Below are 20,425 nucleotides of genomic sequence, written 5' to 3'. Positions count from 1 at the left end.
GGTTAGAACGTCACCCCCGGCACTGTCGCGAGCTTTGCCACCTGCTCGTAGGTCAGCGGCTGCGGCGGGGCGGGCCGCCCGTCGACCGCGCCACCGGTGACGACCTCCGCCGAGAGCACCCCGCCGTCCGCGGTCCTGGCCGAGACCTTGAACGACCTCGACGCCCCGTCGCCCGACTGCCGCACCACGACCGGCACACCGCGGTACTGCCGGGTCTCGCAGTCCACCCGGTCGTCCGCGGGCGCGGCGCCGCACTCGAACGGCTCGTCGGCCAGGCGGACGTTCAGCTCACCCGCCGGCCCGCCGCCCAGCTCCGCCCGCACCAGGTACCCCTCCTCCCGGGTGCCGAAGGACCACCGGTGGACCTGCATCTCCGGCAGCGCGCCGGAGTTCGCCAGCAGCGCGCTCAGCTCGGCGGCGCGCTGGATGGTCGGCGGCCTGCGCGCGGACGAGCCGACCGGCGCCGGCGCGGCGGTGGCGGGCTGCGACGCCACCGGCGCCACCGACGCCCCGCCGCCCGCCGCGAGCACGACCGGCACGCCCACCGCCGTCACGGCGGCGAGCACGGCGCCGGCCGTCGTGGCGCGGCGCGCGCCCAGCCGGCGGCGGCCGGCCCGGACGATCGCGGACTTGTCGAGGTTCGACGGCGGTTCGTCGTCGAACGCGGTTTCCAGCACCTGCCTGATGTCGGTCACACCTGCTCCTCCAGTGCGGGGCTGCCGAGAAGCCGCCGGAGCGCGGCGAGGCCCTTCGCCGCCTGGCTCTTCACGGTGCCTTCGGTCCGACCGAGGAGGCGGGCGGTCTCGGTGACGCTCAGGTCCTCCCAGTACCGCAGGACCACGACGGCGCGCTGCCCGGGCGGGAGCGCGGCCAGCGCGCCCCGCACGTCGAGGTCCGCGGGCGCGTCGCCGGCCGTCGGGTTGTCCGGCAGCGACCCGACCACCGTCTCCCGGCGGCGGAACCCGTGCCGCGACTCGTCGATCGCCGCCCGCACGAGCACCTTGCGCGCGTAGGCGTCGACCGCGCCGTCCCGCCGCACGCGGGGCCACGCGACGTACAGCTTGGCCAGCGCCGTCTGCACCAGGTCCTCGGCGCGGTGCCAGTCACCGCACAGCAGGTACGCGGTCCGCCGCAGCACCGACGTCCGGGCGTCCACGAACTCCTCGAATTCGCGATCGCGGTCCAACTCGCCTCCCTCGGTCGCCGCTACATACGGACCGACCGGCGCGGGAGGTTGCCCGTCACCCGGGGTGGATCACCGGACGCGGGTCGCCCGTGGCGTCACGGGCGACCGGCGCCGGGAGCGGGGTCAGAACCTGGGGTGGTCGCCGACCAGGGCGGTGGGCTCGTCGGAGCGGCCGACCTCGCCCAGCACCCACGCCGGGACGTGGCGGGCGGTCAGCACGGCCAGGGAGCGGTCGACGTCCTCCGGGGAGACGACGGCGACCATGCCGACGCCCATGTTGAACGTCCTCTCCATCTCCTCGCGGTCCACCCGGCCGCGCTGCGCGATCAGCGCGAACACCGGGGCCGGGGACCACGTGCCGCGGTCCAGCCGGGCGTGCAGGCCGGCGGGCAGCACGCGGGCCAGGTTCGCCGCCAGGCCGCCGCCGGTGACGTGCGCGAACGTGCGCACCTCGGCCTCCGCCGCCAGCGCCAGGCAGTCCTTGGCGTAGATGCGGGTCGGCTCCAGCAGCTCCTCGCCGAGGGTGCGGCCGAACTCCTCCACGTGCCCCGACAGCGGCATCCGGGCGATGTCGAGCAGCACGTGCCGCGCCAGCGAGTACCCGTTCGAGTGCAGCCCGGACGAGCCCATGGCGATCACCACGTCGCCGTCGCGCACGCGGTCGGGCCCGAGCATCCCGGCCGCCTCCACGACGCCCACGCCGGTGCCGGAGACGTCGTAGTCGTCCTCGCCCATCAGGCCGGGGTGCTCGGCGGTCTCGCCGCCCAGCAGCGCGCACCCGGCCAGCACGCAGCCCTCCGAGATGCCCTTGACCAGCGCCGCGATCCGGTCCGGCACCACGCGGCCGACCGCGATGTAGTCCTGCAGGAACAGCGGCTCGGCGCCGCAGACCACCAGGTCGTCCACCACCATGGCGACCAGGTCGATGCCGATCGTGTCGTGCTTGTCCAGCGCCTGGGCGACCGCGATCTTCGTGCCGACCCCGTCGGTGGACGACGCGAGCACGGGCTCCTTCCAGCGGTCCAGGCGCAGCTTGAACAGGCCCGCGAAGCCGCCGATGCCGCCGAGGACCTCGGGACGCTGCGCCTTCGCCGCCCACGGCTTGAGCTTCTCCACCGCCTCGTCACCCGCGGTGATGCTCACTCCGGCGGCGGCGTAGGTGGCCTTGGCGGTGTCGGTCACGTCACTGGCTTCCATGATTCTGCTGGCATCCATTTCAGGGCCGTTGTAGGGCGTCCTCGGCACCGTACCCGTTCGCCAGGACCGGGGCGGCCGAGCCCGAGACGCCTCGGATGCCCTCCAGCAGGTGCTTGCCGATCAGCGCGTCGTCGGGCAGCGGGATCGGGTACTCGCCGTCGAAGCACGCCGCGCACAGCCGCGTCTTCGGCTGCTCGCTGGCCGCGACGAGCTGCTCCAGCGACACGTAGCCCAGCGAGTCCGCGCCGATGGAGCGGCGGATGCCGTCGTCGTCCAGGCCGTTGGCGATCAGCTCGGCGCGGGAGGCGAAGTCGATGCCGTAGAAGCACGGCCACTTGACCGGCGGCGACGCGATCCGGACGTGCACCTCGACCGCGCCCGCCTCGCGCAGCATCCGCACCAGGGCGCGCTGGGTGTTGCCGCGCACGATCGAGTCGTCCACCACGACCAGGCGCTTGCCGCGGATGACGTCCTTGAGCGGGTTGAGCTTGAGCCGGATGCCGAGCTGGCGGATGGTCTGCGAGGGCTGGATGAACGTCCGGCCCACGTAGGCGTTCTTGACCAGGCCCGACCCGTACGGGATGCCGCTGGCCTGCGCGTAGCCGATGGCGGCAGGCGTGCCGGACTCGGGCACCGGGATGACCAGGTCGGCCTCCACCGGGTGCTCCTGGGCCAGCCGGCGGCCGATCTCGACGCGCGTGGCGTGCACCGACCGCCCGGCGATGGTCGTGTCCGGGCGGGCCAGGTAGACGTACTCGAACAGGCAGCCCTTGGGCTCGGGGTTGGCGAACCGGCTCGACCGCAGGCCGTTCTCGTCGATCGCGATCAGCTCGCCCGGCTCGACCTCGCGGACGAACGACGCGCCCACGATGTCCAGCGCGGCGGTCTCGCTGGCCACCACCCAGCCGCGCTCCAGCCGGCCGAGCACCAGCGGCCGGACGCCCTGCGGGTCGCGGGCCGCGTACAGCGTCGACTCGTCGGAGAACACCAGGCAGAACGCGCCGCGCAGGGTCGGCAGCAGCTGCGTCGCGGCCTGCTCGATGCCGATGTCGGCCGCGGCGGCGGCGAGCAGCCCGCACACCAGGTCGGAGTCGGTGGTCGCGCCGTGCCGGGTGTCCGCGCCCACCTCGCGGACCCGCTCCCGCAGCTCGGCGGTGTTGACCAGGTTGCCGTTGTGGCCCAGCGACAGGCCGGAGCCGGTGGCCGTGGTGCGGAACGTCGGCTGCGCGTTCTCCCACGTCGTGGAGCCCGTGGTGGAGTAGCGGCAGTGGCCGACGGCGACGTGGCCGCGCAGCGAGGACAGCACCTGCTCGTCGAACACCTGGCTGACCAGGCCGAGGTCCTTGTAGACCACCACCCGGCTGCCGTCGCCGACGGAGATGCCGGCGGCCTCCTGGCCGCGGTGCTGCAACGCGTACAGGCCGTAGTAGGTCAGCTTGGCGACCTCTTCACCGGGCGCCCAGACGCCGAACACCCCGCATTCCTCCCGGGGCTCCTGCTCTTCGGTGTCGATTCGGCCGGTTGCTGACGGGTCGGTGACCACCGAGTGCTCCCTAGCGACGAGATCGGGCTGCGTCCCCGAGTGTAAGGCGCGCGAGGGGTGCACTACCCCCATCGGACGGGGTGGGGAGTGACCAAACGCACGCCGACGGCCCGCCGGACCGCTCCGCCGACGAGGGGGTGGTCCGGGCGTCAGGCCAGTTCGAGGGCGCTCAGCACGTCCCGATCGCCCTCCGCCCGCAGCGGCACCCGCCCCCACAGCCCGTAGTGCATGACCTGCGCCTCGCCGGTGATCAGGAGGTCGGTCGCCTCGCCGGGCCACGCCGGGCGCACCCCGGGCACCGCGCCGGGCTCCAGCTCCACCACCCACGCCTCCGGGACGTCGGTCAGCCGCACCAGCGCCGTGCCCTTCGCGGTCGGCGGCACGTCGGTGGCGTACTTGGCGGCCAGCAGCGTGCCGAGGGACTCCTCGATGCCGTCGACGGCGAAGTCCGCGTCACCGGGGGTCAGCTCGCGCAGCGCGGCCTGGGCGTCCCACCGCCGCAGGTCCAGCTCGTGGGCGATGCGGCGGTGCCACACCCACGCCAGGTCCGGGGAGGCGGGCGAGAACGTCCAGGCGGGCCGGTTGCCGGGCACCGCGGGCAGCACCTCGGCGGCCTGCGCGAGCTGCGCGTCCAGGTACTCCAGCGGCGCCGCGCCCACCGGCGGCGGTGGCGGTCGCAGCCGCGCGGTGCTGCCGCTGCGCAGGTACTCCAGCGAGGTCTGGAGGAACCGCCCGACGTGCAGGGTCAGCTCGGTGAACGTCCAGCCCGGGCAGCCGGGCACGGCCGCGGCGGGGTCGGCCCGCCCGACCGCCGCGCGGAACAGCGCCGCCTGCTCGGCGGACTTCCCCACCCACCGCTGGGTGTTCCAACCTCCGGCCACGCGCCGCCTCCTGGTTCGTCGTCCGGGTCATCGTGCCGCACCGCGGCGCGTTCGGGCGGGGAACCGGCGCCGATGCCCGCGCGTCGCACCGTCGGAGCGGCTGGCGGCACGAAGGGTGGGAATCGTGTTCGGTGTGCGACCGGAGGCGCTGCGCGCGGCGTCGAAGGAGTTCCACGACGGCGCGGACGCGACCGGCGACGGGGCGGAACTGATCTCCATGCTCAGGCTCGACGCGGACGCGCTCGGCCGGGTTCCCGCGGCGGCCGAGTTCGCCGACGCCCTGGCCCGGTGGGCCGGCGAGCAGTCCGACGACCTGCGCCGCGGGTCGGCCTGGTACCGGGACGCGGGCGAGGGCCTGGCCGAGAACGCCGACGCCTACCAGCGCGCCGACGACGACTCGACCAGCTCGTTCCGCGGCCTGGAAGGCGGCCTCGCGTGAGCCACGTCGACCCCGAGGTCCTCTACGGCCGGCTGGCGTCCGGCGACGCCGGGCGCGTGGCCGCCGCCACCGACCCGATCACCGGCGCGATCAGCGCGGTGGGCCGGGCCGGCGACGCCGTGGCCTCCGGCGGGGGCACCGCCGCGTCGTCCTGGCGGGGCGGCACGGCGGAGCGGTTCGGCGCCCGCGCGGACCTGTCGAGCCGGTCGGCCGCCGTGGCCGCCGAGCGGCTGGGCGCCGGCGCGGAGGTCGTCCAGGCCGCCTCCCGCGCGTACGCGCAGATGCGCGGCAGCGCGGACCGGCTGATCGAGTTCTGGCGCGGCCGGTCGCCCGCGCTGGACGAGGCGCGGACCCGCGAGCTGGCGGCGCGGGTGAACGAGCAGCTGTCCAACGTCCGCGACGGCTACGAGAAGGTGCTGCGCTCCTACGCGACGGCCCTGGCCGGGGTCCGGCCCGGCTTCGAGGAGACCGCGGGGCGGGACGCCGGCTGGGCGGGCGCCGTGCGGCAGGCGCGCACCACCGCGGCCGTGCCCGGTCCGGGCGCCGACCCCAGGCAGGTCGCCGCGTGGTGGCGGTCGCTGTCGCAGCAGCAGCGCGACGAGCTGCTGCGCGCGAACTTCCAGGAGCTGGGCCGGCTGCGCGGGCTGCCGTCCGACGTGCTCGACGAGGCCAACCGGCTGCGCATCGCGGACGACCGGCAGCGCTTCTCCGCCGAGCGCGACCGGCTGCAGGAGCAGCTGGACGCCCGCGCGCGGGAGCTGGGCCTGGACCCGGCCAAGTCCGACGACCTGACCGAGCTGCTCAACGACCCGCGCTACGCGGAGCTGTCCGAGCAGCGGCAGGAGGCCGCCACCAAGGCCGAGAACGCCGAGAAGGTCCAGCGGAGCATCGCCGACGCCGAGCGGCTGGCGCGGGAGAAGGGCTGGTACGGCGCGGACGGCGAGCCGGACGTCCGGGTGCTGGCGTGGGACCCGTACGGCCCGCGCGGCGACGGGGCGACGGCCATCGCCTACGGCGACCCGGACACGGCGGGGAACCTCGCGGTCTGCGTGCCGGGCACCGGCTCGACCCTGGACGGCTTCTCCGTCGACCAGGCGGGCAACCTGCGGCACGCGATGGGCGCCGAGGGCAACGCGACCATCCAGTGGCTCGGCTACGACGCCCCCGGCTGGTCGCCCGGCGAGGTGGACGACCCGGCGCAGGCCCGCGAGGGCGGGGCGAACCTGGTCGCCGACGTCGACGGCTACCGCGCGGCGGGCCCGCCCGGCCAGCACCTGACGGTCATCGGCCACTCCTACGGCTCCACGACGGTCGGCTACGCCGGCATGAACGGCCTCGCGGCGGACGACATCGCGTTCGTGGGGTCGCCGGGCGTGGGCGCCTCGCACGTCGACCAGCTCTCGGCCGGCCCCGGGCACGTCTACGTCGGCGCGACCGAGCACGACCCGGTCGTGCAGGGGACCAGCTCCACCTGGTTCACCGAGGACGGCTCCTCGACCGGCCCGTACGACGAGCGGTTCGGGGCGCGGACCTTCGGCACCGCCGACGGCGCGTCCGCCCTGGGCGCCCACTCGCAGTACTACCGCCCCGGCTCGGAGTCGGTGGACAACCTGGCCAGGATCGCCACCGGCGACGGCGGCTCGGTCACCGGGCAGAAGTGGCACGACGCGCCGCTCGGCCCCTCGCTGCCCGGCTCGCACCTGCCCGTCGTGGGCCCGGTGGTGGACTCGGTCGGCGGTGTCGCGGTGGGCGCGGCGGACCTCGTCGGCGACGCGGGCGCCGGGCTCTACGACGCCGGCCGCCACGCCTGGAACGGCGACTGGTCCGCGGCCGGCACCGGCCTGCTCGACACCGGCCGGGAAGCCGTGAACGACGCGGTGGACGTCGTCGCGGGCGGCGTCGGCGACGTGGTCGAGGGCACCCGGGACGTCGTGGAGGGCGCGCGCGGCGCGTGGGACAGGACGATCGGGTCCTGGTTCTAGCGCGCTAGTCGGGGCGGCGGCAGGAGTCGACCTCGGTGCGCACGCCCCGCTGGTCGAAGCCGCTCTCGTCGGACTGCCGCACCCGGCACACGACGGCGTCGCCGACCGCGACCCCCGCGGGCAGCCGGTCGAGGTCGGCGATGCGCGTGCTCACCGGTTCGATCGACTTCGGCTCCTCCTGGTCGATCTCCAGGTTCGCGTACGCCGGCTGCGCGCCGGAGGCCGGGTTGAGCCGGGTGACCTGGAACCGGACCTCGCCCGACCACTCGTCGCCGCCGCACCCGACCAGGAGCGCGCCGACCGCGAGGAGCACGGGGACCGCCTTCGCCGCCTTCACCCGGTCGAGCCTAGCCGGCCCGGCCCCGCCCGGTGGTCAGAACCGCAGCACCGGCAGCAGCGCCGACAGGTCCGCCCGGCTGCCCGACGCGGTCACCGCCCCGGTGTCCACCGCCGCCGCCCACTCCAGCCGCCCGACCGCCAGCAGCAGCCACGTCCGCGGGTCGGCCTCCACCACGTTGGGCGGCGTGCCGCGGGTGTGGCGGGGGCCCGCGACGCACTGCACGGCGGCGAACGGCGGGACGCGGACCTCCACGCTGCGGCCCGGCGCGACCTGCTCCAGGGTGCGCAGGCTGAGGCGGACCGCCGCGGCCAGGACGGGGCGCCCGGGCCGGTCGGCGGCGCCCTCCAGCCACGGCAGGACGGCGGCCACGGCGGCGCGCAGCTCGTGGGGGTCGACGGGTCCGGGCGGCACCGGACCAGGGTAGCGGCGGCCCGCGCCGGTCAGGCCCCGGCCGCGCGCACGGCCTCGCCGAGCAGCTCCGCCACCTGGTGGCCCAGCCGGCGGGAGTCGGTGGGGCTGAACGTGCTCCACGGCGCGCTGCCGTTGGAGGTGCGGCGCTGCTGCAGGTAGCGGCCCTCCTCGGTGTCGAAGAAGGCCACCACGCGGTCGGGGCGGCAGCGCTTGCCGTACTTGTCGCGGGCCGCCGCGCCGAAGTTGCCGGTGTGCACGAGGCCGGTGAACATCTTCACCAGCGCCGCCGCGTCCTCCTGCCGCACGCCGTAGGAGCGCAGCGAGTTCTCCAGGCCCTTCGGCGAGCCGTCGGAGTCGCGGACCGCGGCCTCCAGGTCGGCGCTGGGCATCGTCACCGAGTGCCCGGTGCCCGCCGGGTGCGCCGGGAGCGCGGCCAGGACCGCCGACGGCAGCCCGCTGCCCGCGGTGCGGCGGAACGCCAGCCGGTCGTCGGCCAGCGTCGCCACCGCGCCGCGGTCGCCGTTCGCCACGGCCAGCACGCGCACGCTCCGGCCCACCCACACCCGGCCGTCGACCTCGCGCTCCGGCCGGAAGAACATCCGCAGCAGGTGGTCCAGCTCCGGGTGCAGGCCGGTCGGCCCGCCCAGGCCGCGCGCGCCGACGCCCTGCCACACCCGGCGCTCCAGCTCGGCCCGCTCCCGGTGGGTCCTGCCGGGGGACGGGACCTTGATCACCAACGGCATCGGGCCCAGGTCGAGCCGCTCCCACAGGACGTCGAACTCCTCGGCGGAGAGGGTGATCGGCTCCCGCTCCGCCTGCCCCCCGAAATAGGTCACTGCTGCTCCCGGTCGACCGAGGACCGGCCCCGTCCCCACGACGGGGCCACTTGCCGGTCCGGGCCAGGCCCCGCGAGGGGACCCGGCCCGGACGTCACGCGCGTGCCCGCCGGGCGGCTACCGCGGGGTCTCCCCGATCACCGGCGGCGCGACGAGGCGGTCGTCGCCGAACACGTCGTCCGTCTCGACCAGGTAGTCGGCGGTCTTGTGCTCGACGTCGTCCTCGCCCTGCCCCGCGCCGTGACCGGCGCCCACGCCGCCCGCGCCCGGACCGCCGGGGCGACCGGCGCCCGGACCGCCGACGGGACCGTGCCCGCCGGGGCCGCCGGGGCCGAAGCCGCCGACGCCGGACAGGCCGCCGCGACCGGGCGCGCCGCTCGGGTTGGCGGCGCCGGGGCCACCGGCGGACCCACCGGGGCCGCCGGGCGCGCCCGGACCACCGGGCATCCCGGGACCACCGGGCATCCCGGGCGCACCCGGGCCGAAGCCGCGGCCCGCGCCGGGGCCGCCGGGCGGGCGGGCGCCGGGCGGCAGGCCGGGGCGCACGGGGTTGGTCGGGCCGTGCGAGCCGCCCCTGGGCGGCACGCCCGGACCGGCCGGCGGGCGCCACAGGCCGGGCGGCGGCGGGTTGCCGCCGGGCGGCGGCGTGGGGCCCGGACCGGGCGGCGGGACGTGGACCGGCGGGGGCGGCGGGGGCGTCGGCGGCGCCCACGACGGGGTGGTGTTGCCGCCCGGCGGGACGACGGCCGGCGGCGGCGCGACGGGCGGCGCGGGCGTGGTGGGCGGCGCGTAGGACGGCCGCGTGGCGCCGCCGTCACCCGGCGGGGTCCACGTCTGCGAGCTGACGTAGTTCGCGCTGCTCTGGTTGTAGCTGCCGGGACCGCCGGGCGGCGGGGTGTCGATCACGACCTGCGGCGGCGGGACGAACTCGCCCAGCGTGCTGCTGTTCCACTCGCTGCTGGCCTGGTAGTCGTTCATCACCTCGACGGCCTTGGCCTCGGCGTTGTCCTGCGCCGCTTCCTGGGCCTCGTGGTCCTGCTGCTGCTTGATGACGTGCATCATGCCGAACGGGCCGCCCAGCGCCCCGAGGACCTTGTCCCCGGTGGAGGGCGCCTCGGTGGTGACCGGCACCGGCTCGGGCATCTTCTTGCGGGCGTCCGCGATGTACTCGCCCTGCAGCTGCGCGGAGGTCTTCATGGTGTCCGAACCCTGCTTGGCGTCGCCCGCCCACATGCCCAGCGGCGAGAGCACCGCCTGGGTCTCCTCGGCGGTGGAGCCCTCCCACTTCGCGCCGAGCCTGGCCAGCGCGGTGTGGATCGACTCGTCGACCTCGGCCAGCGCGTCGGACAGGCCCTTCCAGCCGTCCTCCACGGGGCGGGAGGCGGCGACGCCGGGCCCTTCGTTGATCATGCGGTGCAGATCGGGGTGGGTATACCCGCGCCAGCGGTGGTCACCCATCGTGCTCGCCCCCCTCGGGTGCGTGGTCCGTCACGGTCACTGGTTGTGGATGCGTCCCCAGGACGCCACGTTGTCGCCCTCGACCCGGCGGTAGTCCGCCTCGATCGCGGTCAACTGGTCGACCACGCCCTGCAGCTGCTCCCGGTAGGCCAGGATGGCGTTCAGCGCCGCGGTGTCGCCCGCCTCGAAGGTGTCGCGGTTGAACGCGTCCGCGGTCTCCCGGCTGACCGGGTCACCCGCCCAGGGGCGCGCCTCGACGGCGGTCATCGCGTTGCGGATCTGCGGGTCCAGCCGGTTCAGCGCCTCGGTGAAGACCGCGCGCGCCTCGGGGATCGCCGTGGGGTCGACGCTGAGCTTCTGCTGCTTCCCGCTGTACTCCGGCGGGGTCGACGAGGACCTCCCGCCACCATCCGCGATGAACACGGCACACCCTCCTCAGTGCTGCACATATCCCGGCGTGTGCATTCGGGACGACTTTAGCTCTGATGCGCCGGCCGCGTGACCGGTTCCCGCGCAAGGGGAGCAGTTGGACCGGTCCTACTCGGCCATGAGGTTGGCCACGACGGCTCCGGCCGCCTGGGGGGCCAGCCGGCACAGCTCCTCGACGGGGGTCTCGCCGAAGCTGCCGATGTTGGCGTTCACCATCTGGCCGTCGGACACGTCGACCGCGACCGTGCAGCTGGGGGCGCGGCCGGTCGCCTTGACCAGGACCGCCGGGAAGCCGCCGACCTCCAGCCGCTCCGCCTCGGCGCTCTTGGGGCCCTCGGTGTAGAACTCGATGCCGTCGGTGGTGATCACCGTCGCGCCGACGATGTACTTGTGGTCGCCGCGGTTGAAGTAGCAGACCGACCAGTTCAGCTCCGGCACGGTGCTCTTCTGCGGCGGCTGGTCGGCGCCGAACTGGGCGCGCTGCGCCTCGGTGAGCAGCGTGCACGGGTCGACGCCCTCGACGTCGATCGTCTTCGGCCGCTTCTTCGGCTCCTTCGCGGTGGAGCCCGGGCGGTCCGACGCCGTGGTCCCGGGGGAGGCGCCGGGGGTCCCGTCGGAAGTCCCGGTGGAGCCCGAGGTCGGCGAGCCGGTCGTGGTCTGCGAGCAGCCCGCGAGCAGCAGGACGGCGGCGATGATCGGCACGGCACGGCGCATGGGGTCAACGTATCGGATCGCCGGGCACGCAGCGTGGCGATCGACAGCAGTCACGTCACCCGTCAGCGGCATCGCCCGACTCGTCAGCGGCATCGCCCGCCGCCGGCGGAGGCCATCGGGCACGACGTCGCTCGGATCGTGCACGGGGCCGAAGGACCGTAGCCTCGCCTCGTGGGCGACACGGGGCGAAGGACCATCAAGGCGGCGCAGGTCGTTCCCGGTGAACCGGGGCGGGCGGGCGTGGTCGAGCGCACGTTCGACGAACGGCCCGACGAGGTGGTGGCCGAGGGGCTGCTCGCCGGGGTGTGCGGGACGGACGCGGAGATCGTCCACGACGGCTTCGGCGAGCCGCCGCCGGGGCAGGAGGCCGTCGTGCCGTTCCACGAGTCCCTGGGGCGGGTGATCAGCGCGCCGGCGGGGTCCGGGTTCGAGGCGGGCGACCTGATCGCCGGCGTCGTGCGGCGGCCGGACCCCGAACCGTGCCCGGCCTGCGCGGTGGACGCCTGGGACTTCTGCCGCAACGGTCGGTACACCGAGCGCGGCATCAAGGGCCTGGACGGCTACGGGGCGCAGCGGTGGGGCGTGCCGCCGAAGTTCGCGATCCGCCTGGACCCGGCGCTGGGCGACCTCGGCGTGCTGGCCGAGCCCGCGTCGGTCGTCGCGAAGGCGTGGACCCTGGCCCGCTCGGCGTGGGAGCGCGCCCACGTGCCCGCGCGGTCCGTGCTGGTCACCGGCGCGGGCCCGATCGGCCTGCTGGCGGCGCTGCTGGGCGTGCAGCGGGGCTTCGCCGTGCACGTGGTCGACCGGGCCGCGGACGGCCCGAAGCCCGACCTGGTGCGCGCCCTCGGCGCGGCCTACTACCCGAGCCTGGACCGCGTGACCGCCGAGGTCGACGTGGCGGTCGAGTGCACGGGCGTGGCGCCGCTGATCTGGGAGTCGGTGCGGCGCGCGTCGGTCACCGTGCTGGCGGGCCTGGCGGGCGAGGACGACCCCGTGGCCCTGGACCCGAGCGTGTTCGACCAGGTCGTGCTGCACAACAAGGCCGTGGTCGGCACCGTCAACGCCGGGTTGGCCGACTACCGGGACGGCGCGGAGGCGCTGGCCGGGGCGGACCGGCGGTGGCTGGCCGGCCTCATCACCCGGCGGGTGCCGCTGGACCGCTTCACCGAGGCCCTGGACCGCGCGGCGGACGACGTGAAGGTCGTCGTGGACCTGTCCTAGCCGCACCGGCCCGCGGAGGTCGGGGTGCGGCCGGCCCCGGCGCCGGTCGCCCGGCAGCGGCCCAGGCGCCGATGGCCCGGCGGCGGCCCAGGCGCCGGTCGCCCGGCGGTGGGGCGGCCCGACCCCTCAGCCGCGGAGCAGCTCGTCGACGTCGCCGGGTTTCATCGGCTTGGCGAAGAACCAGCCCTGGCCGGTGTCGCAGCCGATCCGGTGCAGGCGCTTGGCCTGCGCCGGGGTCTCCACGCCCTCCGCCGTCACCCCCAGGCCCAGGGCGTGCGCCAGCTGCACGAGCGTGGACACGATCTGGGCGTCGACCGGGTCCTCCTCGTCGGCCGCGCGCAGGCCCTCCATGAACGAGCCCGCGATCTTCAGCTCGTGCACCGGCAGGTGCTTGAGGTAGGCCAGGTTGGAGTAGCCGGTGCCGAAGTCGTCGATCGCGATGCGCACGCCCATCTCCGACAGCGCCCGCAGCGCCTCCAGCGGCTCGTCGGCGGTGCCCATGATGGCGCTCTCGGTCAGCTCCAGCTGCAGGTGGTGGGGCGGCAGGGAGCACTCGTCGAGGATGCGCTTGACGTCGCGCACCAGCTCCGGGTCGCGCGACTGCCGCACCGCCAGGTTCACGCTGACGAACGGCGCGGCGTCGCCGAACTCCTCCCGCCACCGCCGGGCCTGCTCGCAGGCGCGGCGCAGCACCCAGCGGCCCAGCGGGACGATCAGGCCGGTCTCCTCGGCCAGCTCGATGAACCGGTCCGGCGCCAGCCGCCCGAACTCCGGGTGCTGCCAGCGCACCAGCGCCTCGACGCCGACCACCGTGCTGTCCTCCAGCCGCACCAGCGGCTGGTAGTCGACGTAGAACTCGTCGCGCTCCAGCGCCGCGGGCATGGTCGCGGACAGGGTGAACCGGGCGACCTCCTTGGCGTTGCGCTCCGGGTCGTACAGCGCCCAGCGCGACTTGCCGTCGGCCTTCGCCCAGTACAGCGTGATGTCGGCGTCCCGCATCAGGTCGGCGGCCGTGGTGCCGGTCAGCGCCCGCTCCACGATCCCGATGGACGCCGACACGGTCAGCTCGTGCCCGCCGATGCGGATCGGCGACTCCAGCTCCCGTAAGACGCGGTCGGCGACGTTCACGATGTCCTGGGTGTCCCGCGAGCCCTCCACCAGGATCACGAACTCGTCGCCGCCCATCCGCGCGACCAGCTTGCCGTCGCCGGACACCGAGTGGTCCAGCCGCCGCCCGACCTCGACCAGCAGCTGGTCGCCGATGTCGTGGCCGAGGCTGTCATTGATCACCTTGAACCCGTCCAGGTCCAGGTAGCACAGGCCGACCCGCCGCCGCGCCCGGTTGTTGAACACCCGGCCGAGCCGCTCCAGGAACAGCGCCCGGTTGGGCAGGCCGGTCAGCGGGTCGTGCAGCGCCTGGTAGCGCAGCCGGTTCTGCAGCAGGTGGCGGTCGGTGACGTCCTCGACCATCGCCACCTGGTACTGCGGGTCGCCGTGGTCGTCGCGCACCAGCGACAGCGTCAGGTGCGTCCACACCTGCTCGCCGTCGGCGCGGCGGAACCGCTTCTCCGCCCGGTAGTGGTCGCACTCGCCGGCGGTGAGCTGGTCGTACAGCCGCCACACGCTGGAGCCGTCTTCCGGGTGCATCAGGTCGCGGATGTTGTACTGCCGCATCTCCTCGACGCCGAACCCGAGCATGTCCTGCAGCGCCTGGTTGACGTCCAGGATGCGGCCCTCGATGTCGGCGATGCCGATGCCGATGGCGGCCTCGGTGAACATCGCGCGGAACCGCGCCTCGGACGCCCGCAGGGCGGCCTCGGCCTGGTCCCGGGCGTCCAGCACGGCCGCCCGGATGGCCTCCTGCTCGGACAGCGTCCGCTCCCGCAGCGCGCGGGCGTACCCGGCGGCCAGCGCGCCCTGCAGCGCGGCCAGCCGCGACCGCATCAGCTCGTCCGGCGCGATGCCCAGCTCGTCGAGCAGGTCGTCGCCCAGCAGCTGCACCGTGCGCCCGAGGGTGTCGGTGCCGGTGAAGTGGGCCTCCACCAGCCGCGCCCCGATCTCGTAGCCGGGCGCGGTGCGGAAGGGGCTCGCGTGCAGCGCGTGCACCAGCACCTCGGTCAGCGCCCGGAGGTGCTCGGCGACCTCGGCCCTGGTCATGGGGACGTAACTGCTGCCGATCACCGCCGTGGCCCAGGTCCGCGCGAACGACTCCGCCCCGGCCAGTACGGCGGGGTCGGGGTTCGATCGGTTCGGAGGCGCCACCCGATGGTCAACCTGTTCCGTCATGTCCGCCGGCCAACCGCCACAACGCAGAGCACAACGCAGAGGATACGGCCGGTCGCGGCGCGGGGTCGACAGGCGAGGTACAGACCATTTCGCACGACACCATCACGGCTTGCGCCCCACCGCGCCGAAACCGAGGAAGTGCTCGGCGCCGCCGGCCACGTCGTCGGGCGACTCCGGGCGCCACAGCGGCAGCCGCTCGACCCCCGGCGCCACCAGGTCGAACCCCTTGAGCAGGGCTTCCACGTCCTGCTTGCGCCGGTAGGTCATCCGGCTCACCCCCCGGTCGTAGGCCCGCTTGGCCTCGTCCCACGCCGGGTCCCACTCGCCGTCCTCGTACCCGGCGTGCGAGAGCGCGAGGTAGCTGCCGGGCGGGACGGCGTCCCGGTAGGCGGCGACCAGGCCCGGCGGGTCCTCCTCGTCGGGCACGAAGTGCAGCAGGGCGACCATCAGCACGCCGACCGGCCGGTCGAGGTCGAGCAGCCCGCGGACCTCGGGCGAGCCCAGCACGGCCGGCGCGTCCCGCACGTCGGTCCGGAGCACGCCGACCAGCTCGTTGCCGGTCAGGATGGCCCGGCTGTGCGCGACCGCCACCGGGTCGACGTCGACGTAGACCACCCTGGCCGTCGGGTCCACCGCCTGGGCGATCTCGTGCACGTTGCCGACGGTCGGGATGCCCGAGCCGAGGTCCAGGAACTGCCGGACGCCCCGCGCCAGCAGGTGGCGCACGGCGCGGCGCAGGAAGGCGCGGTGGTTCAGGATGACCTCCCTGAGCACCGGCACGTCGGCGAGCACCCGGTCGCCCACGGCCCGGTCGACGGCGAAGTTGTGCGCGCCGCCCAGCCAGTAGTCGTAGACCCGCGCGATGCTCGGGCGGCTCAGGTCGATGTCGCCCGGCGCCCAGGCGGGCCGCTCCACCCCGTCCACGCGTCCTCCTCCGGTTCCGCGCCGTCGGCCCCGCGCCGTCGCGGTGGCCCCGACATCATGGGCCAAAGCGGTGAGATGGCACACCGCCGCGTTGCCGTTCGCGCCGTTCCGGTCACCGCGCGTCCGGTCACCGGGAAGAATGCCGGCCTTGTGGAGCACCTCTGGATCGCGGGGGCGGTGGCCCTCGTCGTCGCCGCCGTGTTGCTGCCGGTCCGCCGCAGGCGCGCCGGCGCGGGGGGCGAGCCGAACTTCCTGGCGCCCGCCCTGGTGGCGTCGATCGGGGCTTTCCTGCTGGTCGCCGGGTGGTTGATGGCGGCGGAGCCGACCGCGCCCAGGAACGAGGCGGTCAAGACCGGCGGGCTGGCGGGCGGCGCGGTCGTGGCGCTGTACGCGCTGTGGCTCAACGACCGGCGGCGGCGCACCGACGAGGACCGCCAGCGGATCGAGGCGCAGCGGCACGAGCTGGAGAACGCGCGCGCCGAGCACGACCGGGCCCGGGTCGCCGACGAGAGGTTCGCCCGGTCGGTCGAACTCCTGGGGCACGACACCGAACAGGTGCGGGTGGGCGCGATGCACGCGCTGGCCGGGCTGGCGCGGTCGCGCCCGGAGTACACGCAGACCGTGCTGGACGTGCTGTGCGCGTACCTGCGCCGCCCGTTCGAACCGGTCCTCGCCGACGCCGACGGGACCGCCGGCGGCTTCGCCGAGCCGACGACGGACAGCGAGCGCGAGCAGGAGGTCCGGTTCACCGCGCAGCGCCTGATCGCCGACCTCCTGCCGCCGGTCTCCGAGGCCGGCGCCGCCCACTACGACCTCGACCTGACCAGGGCGCACCTGCAGTACTTCGACATCTCGCACCGCCAGGTCGGCGTGCTGATGGTCCGGGCGGCCCGGCTGCACCGGTCGAACTCGTTCCACCACGCCGTCGTGCACCGCGGCGCGTGGTTCACCGACTCGGAGAGCTTCGGGCGGCTCCACCTGCACCACGTGGTGTTCCACGGCAAGGGCTGGTTCAGCCGGTTCCGGGCGCACGACTCCGTCGACGCCGCCCACACCCGGTTCCTCGGCCCGAACAAGCTGGCCGGGGTGGTGTGCACCGGGCCGGTGACGTTCGAGGGGTGCGAGTTCGCCGAGCCGATCGACTTCACCGGCGCCGAGTTCCGGGCCGGGGTGGACCTGCGGCTCGCCCGGGGGGCGGTCGCCCGCACGCACGGGATGAAGGTGTCGCTGGAGCACGAGAACCTGCTGCCGGCCGGCTGGGTGGTCGACCGGCGGGACGGCACGACCGGACTGGTGAGGAGCTGACGTGCGGGGGCGGTTGCTGCTCGTGGCCGGCGTGGTCACGGCGATCCTGGTGACGGTGGCCACCACGGCCGCGCTGCTGTGGGCCGAGCCGAGGACCTCCGCGGCCGAGGCGGTCAAGACCGGCGGGCTGGCCGGCGGCGCGGTCGTGGCGCTGTACGCGCTGTGGCTCAACGACCGGCGGCGGCGCACCGACGAGGAGCGGCAGCAGATCGAGACGCAGCGGCACCGGATGGAGAGCGAGAAGGTCGCCGACGAGCGGTTCGCGCGGGCCGTGGAGATGCTCGGCAACGACGCCGACCAGGTGCGGGTGGGCGCGATGCACGCGCTGGCCGGGCTGGCGCAGGCCACGCCCCGGTACAAGCAGACCGTGCTGGACGTGCTGTGCGCGTACCTGCGCCGCCCGTTCGAGCACCCGGCGTTCGAGCACCTGCCGGAGGACCCGGACCAGGCGTTCCACCGCCGGGCCGGGTCCGGCCGGGCCGGGCCGGGTCGGAACGGGCCGGGCCGCGCGCCGACCGCCGAGGAGGACCAGGAGCGGACGGTCCGGCTGACGGCGCAGCGGCTGATCACCGACCTGCTGCCGTGGGGCCGGGACACCGACGAGCGGCGGTACCACCTGGACCTGACCGGGGCGAACGTCGAGTACCTGCGGCTGGAGGGCAGGCGGATCGGCTGGCTCACCGCGCGGCGGACCCGGTTCCACGGGATCACGGCGTTCCACGAGGTGCGGTTCGCCAAGCCCGCGCTGTTCTCCGGCGCGACCTTCCACGGCCGGGTCGACTTCAGCGACGGCCGGTTCGCGGGCGGCATCTCGTTCCAGGACGCGGAGTTCGCGGGCGAGCTGGACGTGCGCGGGGCGGTGGTGGGCCGCTTCCTGCACCTGCCGCCCACCCCGCCGGCGCAGGTCGGCGCGCTCGGGCTGGAGAAGGGGACGCGGGTGAAGGCGGACCCGGCGGGCTGGGCGCTGGTCGGCGCCGAGCACGCGACCTTCGAGCACCGCCCCGAGCCGGGGACCACCGACGAGGACGGCTGACCCGGTCCGCGACCGCCGCGCCGGGAGGGAGCCGCGCCGACCGGTCCACAGTGGACGGATCGGCGCCCTCCGGTGGACAGCCCGGCGCGGCCGGCGCAGGCTGGGGGCGCAGCCGACGCCGACCCCGGAGGACAGGACATGCAGCAGCGCCGGATCGCGGACGTCGAGGTCGGCGCCGTCGGCCTGGGCGCGATGCCCATGTCGGTGGCGGGCGGCCCGCCCCGCGAGCGGTCCCTCGCGACCATCCGCGCGGCCGTCGAGGCGGGTGTCACGCTGATCGACACGGCGGACGCCTACTCGGTCGACGACACCGACTTCGGGCACAACGAGGAGCTGGTCGCCGAGGCGCTGAGGGGTGTCTCCGGCGTCCTGGTGGCCACCAAGGGCGGCCACGTCCGCACGCCCGGCGGCGGCTGGGCGCTGGACGGGCGGCCCGAGCACCTGAAGGCGGCGTGCGAGGCGTCGCTGCGCCGGCTGCGGGTCGACGCGATCGACCTGTACCAGTTCCACCGGCCCGACCCGGAGGTGCCGACCGCCGAGTCCGTCGGCGCGCTGGCCGAGCTGCTGGACGAGGGCAAGATCCGGCTCGCGGGCGTGTCCAACTTCGACGCCGCGCAGATCCGCGAGGCGGACGAGGTGCTCGGCGGGCGGCTGGCGGCGGTGCAGAACCAGTTCTCGCCCGCGTACCGGTCCTCCGAGCCCGAACTGGAGCTGTGCGCGGAGCTAGGCGTCGCCTTCCTGCCGTGGAGCCCGCTGGGCGGCATGAGCGCGGCCGGCGAGCTGGGCGCGCGGTTCGCGGCCTTCGCCGAGGTCGGCGCCGCGCACGGCGCGAGCCCGCAGCAGGTCTGCCTGGCGTGGCTGCTGGCCAAGGCGCCGGTGGTGGTGCCGATCCCCGGCGCGTCGCGCCCGGAGAGCGCCCGCGACTCCGCCGCCGCCGCGCACCTGGAGCTGTCCGCCGACGAGCTGGTGCGGCTGGACGGGTGACGCCGGAATGCGGAACCCGACGGCAGGCCCGAGGATCTAGGCCGGAAGCAGCACACGCCTAGGCCCATTGGAGGAGTCGGTGGCGACTCGTCCCCGCGACCGGTCCGCGCGGTCGCCCGCGCCGGCGCTCGCGCCGGCCGCGCCGGGCCGGGCGCTGCCGGAGGGGTCGGCCGACCCCTCCGTCGACCGCGGCGGCGGGTGGTCGCCCGGCGGCCGGACCCCGCCCGGCGCGGTGGACCCGGAGCACAGCCCCTACGGCGACTCGGAGCAGCTGCGCGGGAACGCGCTGGGCTGACGGGGGTTGCTCCGTCCCCGTGACCGGTGGCGCGGACCCTGGTCATCCGGTGGGGTCGGCGGCACACTGCCCGACGAGTCGCCGCCGCACTGGCTCGAAAGGTACTCGCGATGAGAGCACTCCTGACCGGCGCGGCGGTGCTGGCCACCTGCACGTCCCTGGTCGTGGCCTGGGCGGTCGCCCCGGCGGTCGCCGCGCCCGCGGCCACCCCACCCGCGGAGGACCACGCGATGGGCTCGCAGATCGCCAGGCACGAGGGTCGCGGCGACCCGCGGGCCGTCGTCGACCCCGGCACGCGGGAGGTCGTGCACGGCATCGACGTCAGCAGCCACCAGGGCGACGTCGACTGGGTGCACTGGTGGGGCCAGGGCAAGCGGTTCGCCTACGTCAAGGCGACCGAGGGGACCGGGTACCGCAACCCGGACTTCGCCCAGCAGTACAACGGCTCCTACCGGGTCGGCATGATCCGCGGCGCCTACCACTTCGCCCTGCCCGACCGCTCGTCCGGCAACGCCCAGGCCGACTACTTCGTCGACCACGGCGGCGGGTGGTCGCCCGACGGCCGGACCCTGCCCGGCGCGCTGGACATGGAGTACAACCCCTACGGCCCGACCTGCTACGGGCTGTCCCGGGAGGCGATGGTGTCCTGGGTCCGGGCGTTCAGCGACCGCTACCAGGACCGCACCGGCCGCCGGCCGGTGATCTACACGTCCACCAGCTGGTGGAACCAGTGCGCGGCGGGCGACTTCGGCTCGACCAGCCCGCTGTGGGTGGCGCGCTACGCGTCCACCGTCGGGACCCTGCCGCACGGGTGGGGCATCCACACGTTCTGGCAGTACACGTCCACGCCGATCGACCAGAACCTGTTCAACGGGTCCTACGACCGGCTCCGAGCGCTGGCCGACGGCTGACGCCCGCGCGAGCGGTGGCCGGGGGCGCCGCACGCCCCCGGCCACCGCAC

At 75.3% G+C, this 20,425-nt stretch carries 21 protein-coding genes; 8 read left to right on the top strand and 13 right to left on the bottom strand.

Annotated elements, in window-relative coordinates; all coding sequences use genetic code 11:
• Nucleotides 1–2: 2 nt before the first annotated feature.
• From JOE68_RS16375 to JOE68_RS16355, 5 genes are all read right to left on the bottom strand, one after another.
• Nucleotides 3–695 carry a hypothetical protein gene (locus tag JOE68_RS16375; RefSeq protein ID WP_204843208.1) on the bottom strand — a complete coding sequence of 231 codons (693 nt, stop codon included), beginning with the start codon at nt 693–695 and terminating at the stop codon, nt 3–5.
• Nucleotides 692–1,186: a SigE family RNA polymerase sigma factor gene (locus JOE68_RS16370; RefSeq protein WP_204843207.1), complete on the bottom strand. Its 495-nt coding sequence runs from the start codon at nt 1,184–1,186 to the stop codon at nt 692–694. The genes JOE68_RS16375 and JOE68_RS16370 overlap by 4 nt, the downstream gene beginning before the upstream one ends.
• A gap of 123 nt (nt 1,187–1,309) precedes the next feature.
• A complete protein-coding gene (gene purM / locus JOE68_RS16365) occupies nt 1,310–2,383 on the bottom strand; it encodes a phosphoribosylformylglycinamidine cyclo-ligase (protein ID WP_239562264.1) in 1,074 nt (357 codons plus the stop codon).
• Between the two features lie 19 nt (nt 2,384–2,402).
• Nucleotides 2,403–3,926, bottom strand: coding sequence for an amidophosphoribosyltransferase (gene purF / locus JOE68_RS16360; protein ID WP_204843206.1), 1,524 nt, complete (start codon nt 3,924–3,926; stop codon nt 2,403–2,405).
• Between the two features lie 149 nt (nt 3,927–4,075).
• Nucleotides 4,076–4,807 carry a maleylpyruvate isomerase N-terminal domain-containing protein gene (locus JOE68_RS16355; protein ID WP_204843205.1) on the bottom strand — a complete coding sequence of 244 codons (732 nt, stop codon included), beginning with the start codon at nt 4,805–4,807 and terminating at the stop codon, nt 4,076–4,078.
• Between the two features lie 124 nt (nt 4,808–4,931).
• On the opposite strand from JOE68_RS16355, the gene JOE68_RS16350 reads away from it, so the two are divergent.
• Together JOE68_RS16350 and JOE68_RS16345 are read left to right on the top strand one after the other, a co-directional pair.
• Entirely contained in the window at nt 4,932–5,246 is a 315-nt protein-coding gene (locus JOE68_RS16350; protein WP_204843204.1) for a hypothetical protein, read from the top strand.
• Nucleotides 5,243–7,228 carry an alpha/beta hydrolase gene (locus JOE68_RS16345; RefSeq protein ID WP_204843203.1) on the top strand — a complete coding sequence of 662 codons (1,986 nt, stop codon included), beginning with the start codon at nt 5,243–5,245 and terminating at the stop codon, nt 7,226–7,228. The genes JOE68_RS16350 and JOE68_RS16345 overlap by 4 nt, the downstream gene beginning before the upstream one ends.
• A 4-nt stretch (nt 7,229–7,232) precedes the next feature.
• Here JOE68_RS16345 and JOE68_RS16340 read toward each other — a convergent pair whose 3' ends face one another.
• From JOE68_RS16340 to JOE68_RS16315, 6 genes are all read right to left on the bottom strand, one after another.
• Nucleotides 7,233–7,565, bottom strand: a complete 333-nt coding sequence (locus JOE68_RS16340) for a hypothetical protein (RefSeq protein WP_204843202.1) — start codon at nt 7,563–7,565, stop codon at nt 7,233–7,235.
• 36 nt (nt 7,566–7,601) lie between these two features.
• Nucleotides 7,602–7,979, bottom strand: a complete 378-nt coding sequence (locus JOE68_RS16335) for a sterol carrier family protein (protein ID WP_204843201.1) — start codon at nt 7,977–7,979, stop codon at nt 7,602–7,604.
• Nucleotides 7,980–8,008: 29 nt separating this feature from the next.
• Nucleotides 8,009–8,815: an ESX secretion-associated protein EspG gene (locus tag JOE68_RS16330; RefSeq protein WP_204843200.1), complete on the bottom strand. Its 807-nt coding sequence runs from the start codon at nt 8,813–8,815 to the stop codon at nt 8,009–8,011.
• A 117-nt stretch (nt 8,816–8,932) separates the two neighbouring features.
• Entirely contained in the window at nt 8,933–10,225 is a 1,293-nt protein-coding gene (locus JOE68_RS31850) for a PPE domain-containing protein (protein WP_204843199.1), read from the bottom strand.
• Nucleotides 10,226–10,309: 84 nt separating this feature from the next.
• A complete protein-coding gene (locus JOE68_RS16320; RefSeq protein WP_204843198.1) occupies nt 10,310–10,696 on the bottom strand; it encodes a transcriptional regulator in 387 nt (128 codons plus the stop codon).
• 114 nt (nt 10,697–10,810) lie between these two features.
• Nucleotides 10,811–11,416 (bottom strand): DUF3558 domain-containing protein, encoded by a 606-nt coding sequence (locus JOE68_RS16315; protein WP_204843197.1) that lies wholly within the window; start codon nt 11,414–11,416, stop codon nt 10,811–10,813.
• Between the two features lie 171 nt (nt 11,417–11,587).
• On the opposite strand from JOE68_RS16315, the gene JOE68_RS32245 reads away from it, so the two are divergent.
• The gene (locus tag JOE68_RS32245; protein WP_204843196.1) at nt 11,588–12,637 is read left to right on the top strand and encodes an alcohol dehydrogenase catalytic domain-containing protein; all 1,050 of its coding nucleotides are present in this window, start codon (nt 11,588–11,590) and stop codon (nt 12,635–12,637) included.
• Nucleotides 12,638–12,763: 126 nt separating this feature from the next.
• On the opposite strand, the gene JOE68_RS16305 is transcribed toward JOE68_RS32245, so the two are convergent.
• Together JOE68_RS16305 and JOE68_RS16300 are read right to left on the bottom strand one after the other, a co-directional pair.
• On the bottom strand, nt 12,764–14,923 hold the full coding sequence (locus JOE68_RS16305; protein WP_204843195.1) for a putative bifunctional diguanylate cyclase/phosphodiesterase: 2,160 nt from the start codon (nt 14,921–14,923) through the stop codon (nt 12,764–12,766).
• A gap of 102 nt (nt 14,924–15,025) precedes the next feature.
• Nucleotides 15,026–15,847 (bottom strand): SAM-dependent methyltransferase, encoded by an 822-nt coding sequence (locus JOE68_RS16300; protein ID WP_204843194.1) that lies wholly within the window; start codon nt 15,845–15,847, stop codon nt 15,026–15,028.
• Nucleotides 15,848–15,997: 150 nt separating this feature from the next.
• Here JOE68_RS16300 and JOE68_RS16295 point away from each other — a divergent pair, with 150 nt between their 5' ends.
• The 5 genes from JOE68_RS16295 to JOE68_RS16275 all read left to right on the top strand — a co-directional run bounded on the left by JOE68_RS16295 (nt 15,998) and on the right by JOE68_RS16275 (nt 20,375).
• Complete coding sequence (locus JOE68_RS16295; RefSeq protein ID WP_307819708.1) at nt 15,998–17,152, top strand: pentapeptide repeat-containing protein; 1,155 nt, start codon at nt 15,998–16,000, stop codon at nt 17,150–17,152.
• 1 nt (nt 17,153) lies between these two features.
• A complete protein-coding gene (locus JOE68_RS16290) occupies nt 17,154–18,185 on the top strand; it encodes a pentapeptide repeat-containing protein (RefSeq protein ID WP_204843192.1) in 1,032 nt (343 codons plus the stop codon).
• A gap of 138 nt (nt 18,186–18,323) precedes the next feature.
• Complete coding sequence (locus tag JOE68_RS16285; protein WP_204843191.1) at nt 18,324–19,169, top strand: aldo/keto reductase; 846 nt, start codon at nt 18,324–18,326, stop codon at nt 19,167–19,169.
• A gap of 79 nt (nt 19,170–19,248) precedes the next feature.
• A complete protein-coding gene (locus JOE68_RS16280; RefSeq protein WP_204843190.1) occupies nt 19,249–19,464 on the top strand; it encodes a hypothetical protein in 216 nt (71 codons plus the stop codon).
• A gap of 110 nt (nt 19,465–19,574) precedes the next feature.
• Complete coding sequence (locus tag JOE68_RS16275; RefSeq protein ID WP_204843189.1) at nt 19,575–20,375, top strand: lysozyme; 801 nt, start codon at nt 19,575–19,577, stop codon at nt 20,373–20,375.
• The last annotated feature ends 50 nt before the right edge of the window (nt 20,376–20,425 follow it).

This window comes from Saccharothrix algeriensis (genome assembly GCF_016907655.1).
In the GTDB taxonomy this organism is placed as follows: Bacteria; Actinomycetota; Actinomycetes; order Mycobacteriales; family Pseudonocardiaceae; genus Actinosynnema; species Actinosynnema algeriense.
The sequence above is the reverse complement of the archived record's forward strand: the minus strand, read 5'-3'. Positions and strand labels throughout refer to the sequence as shown.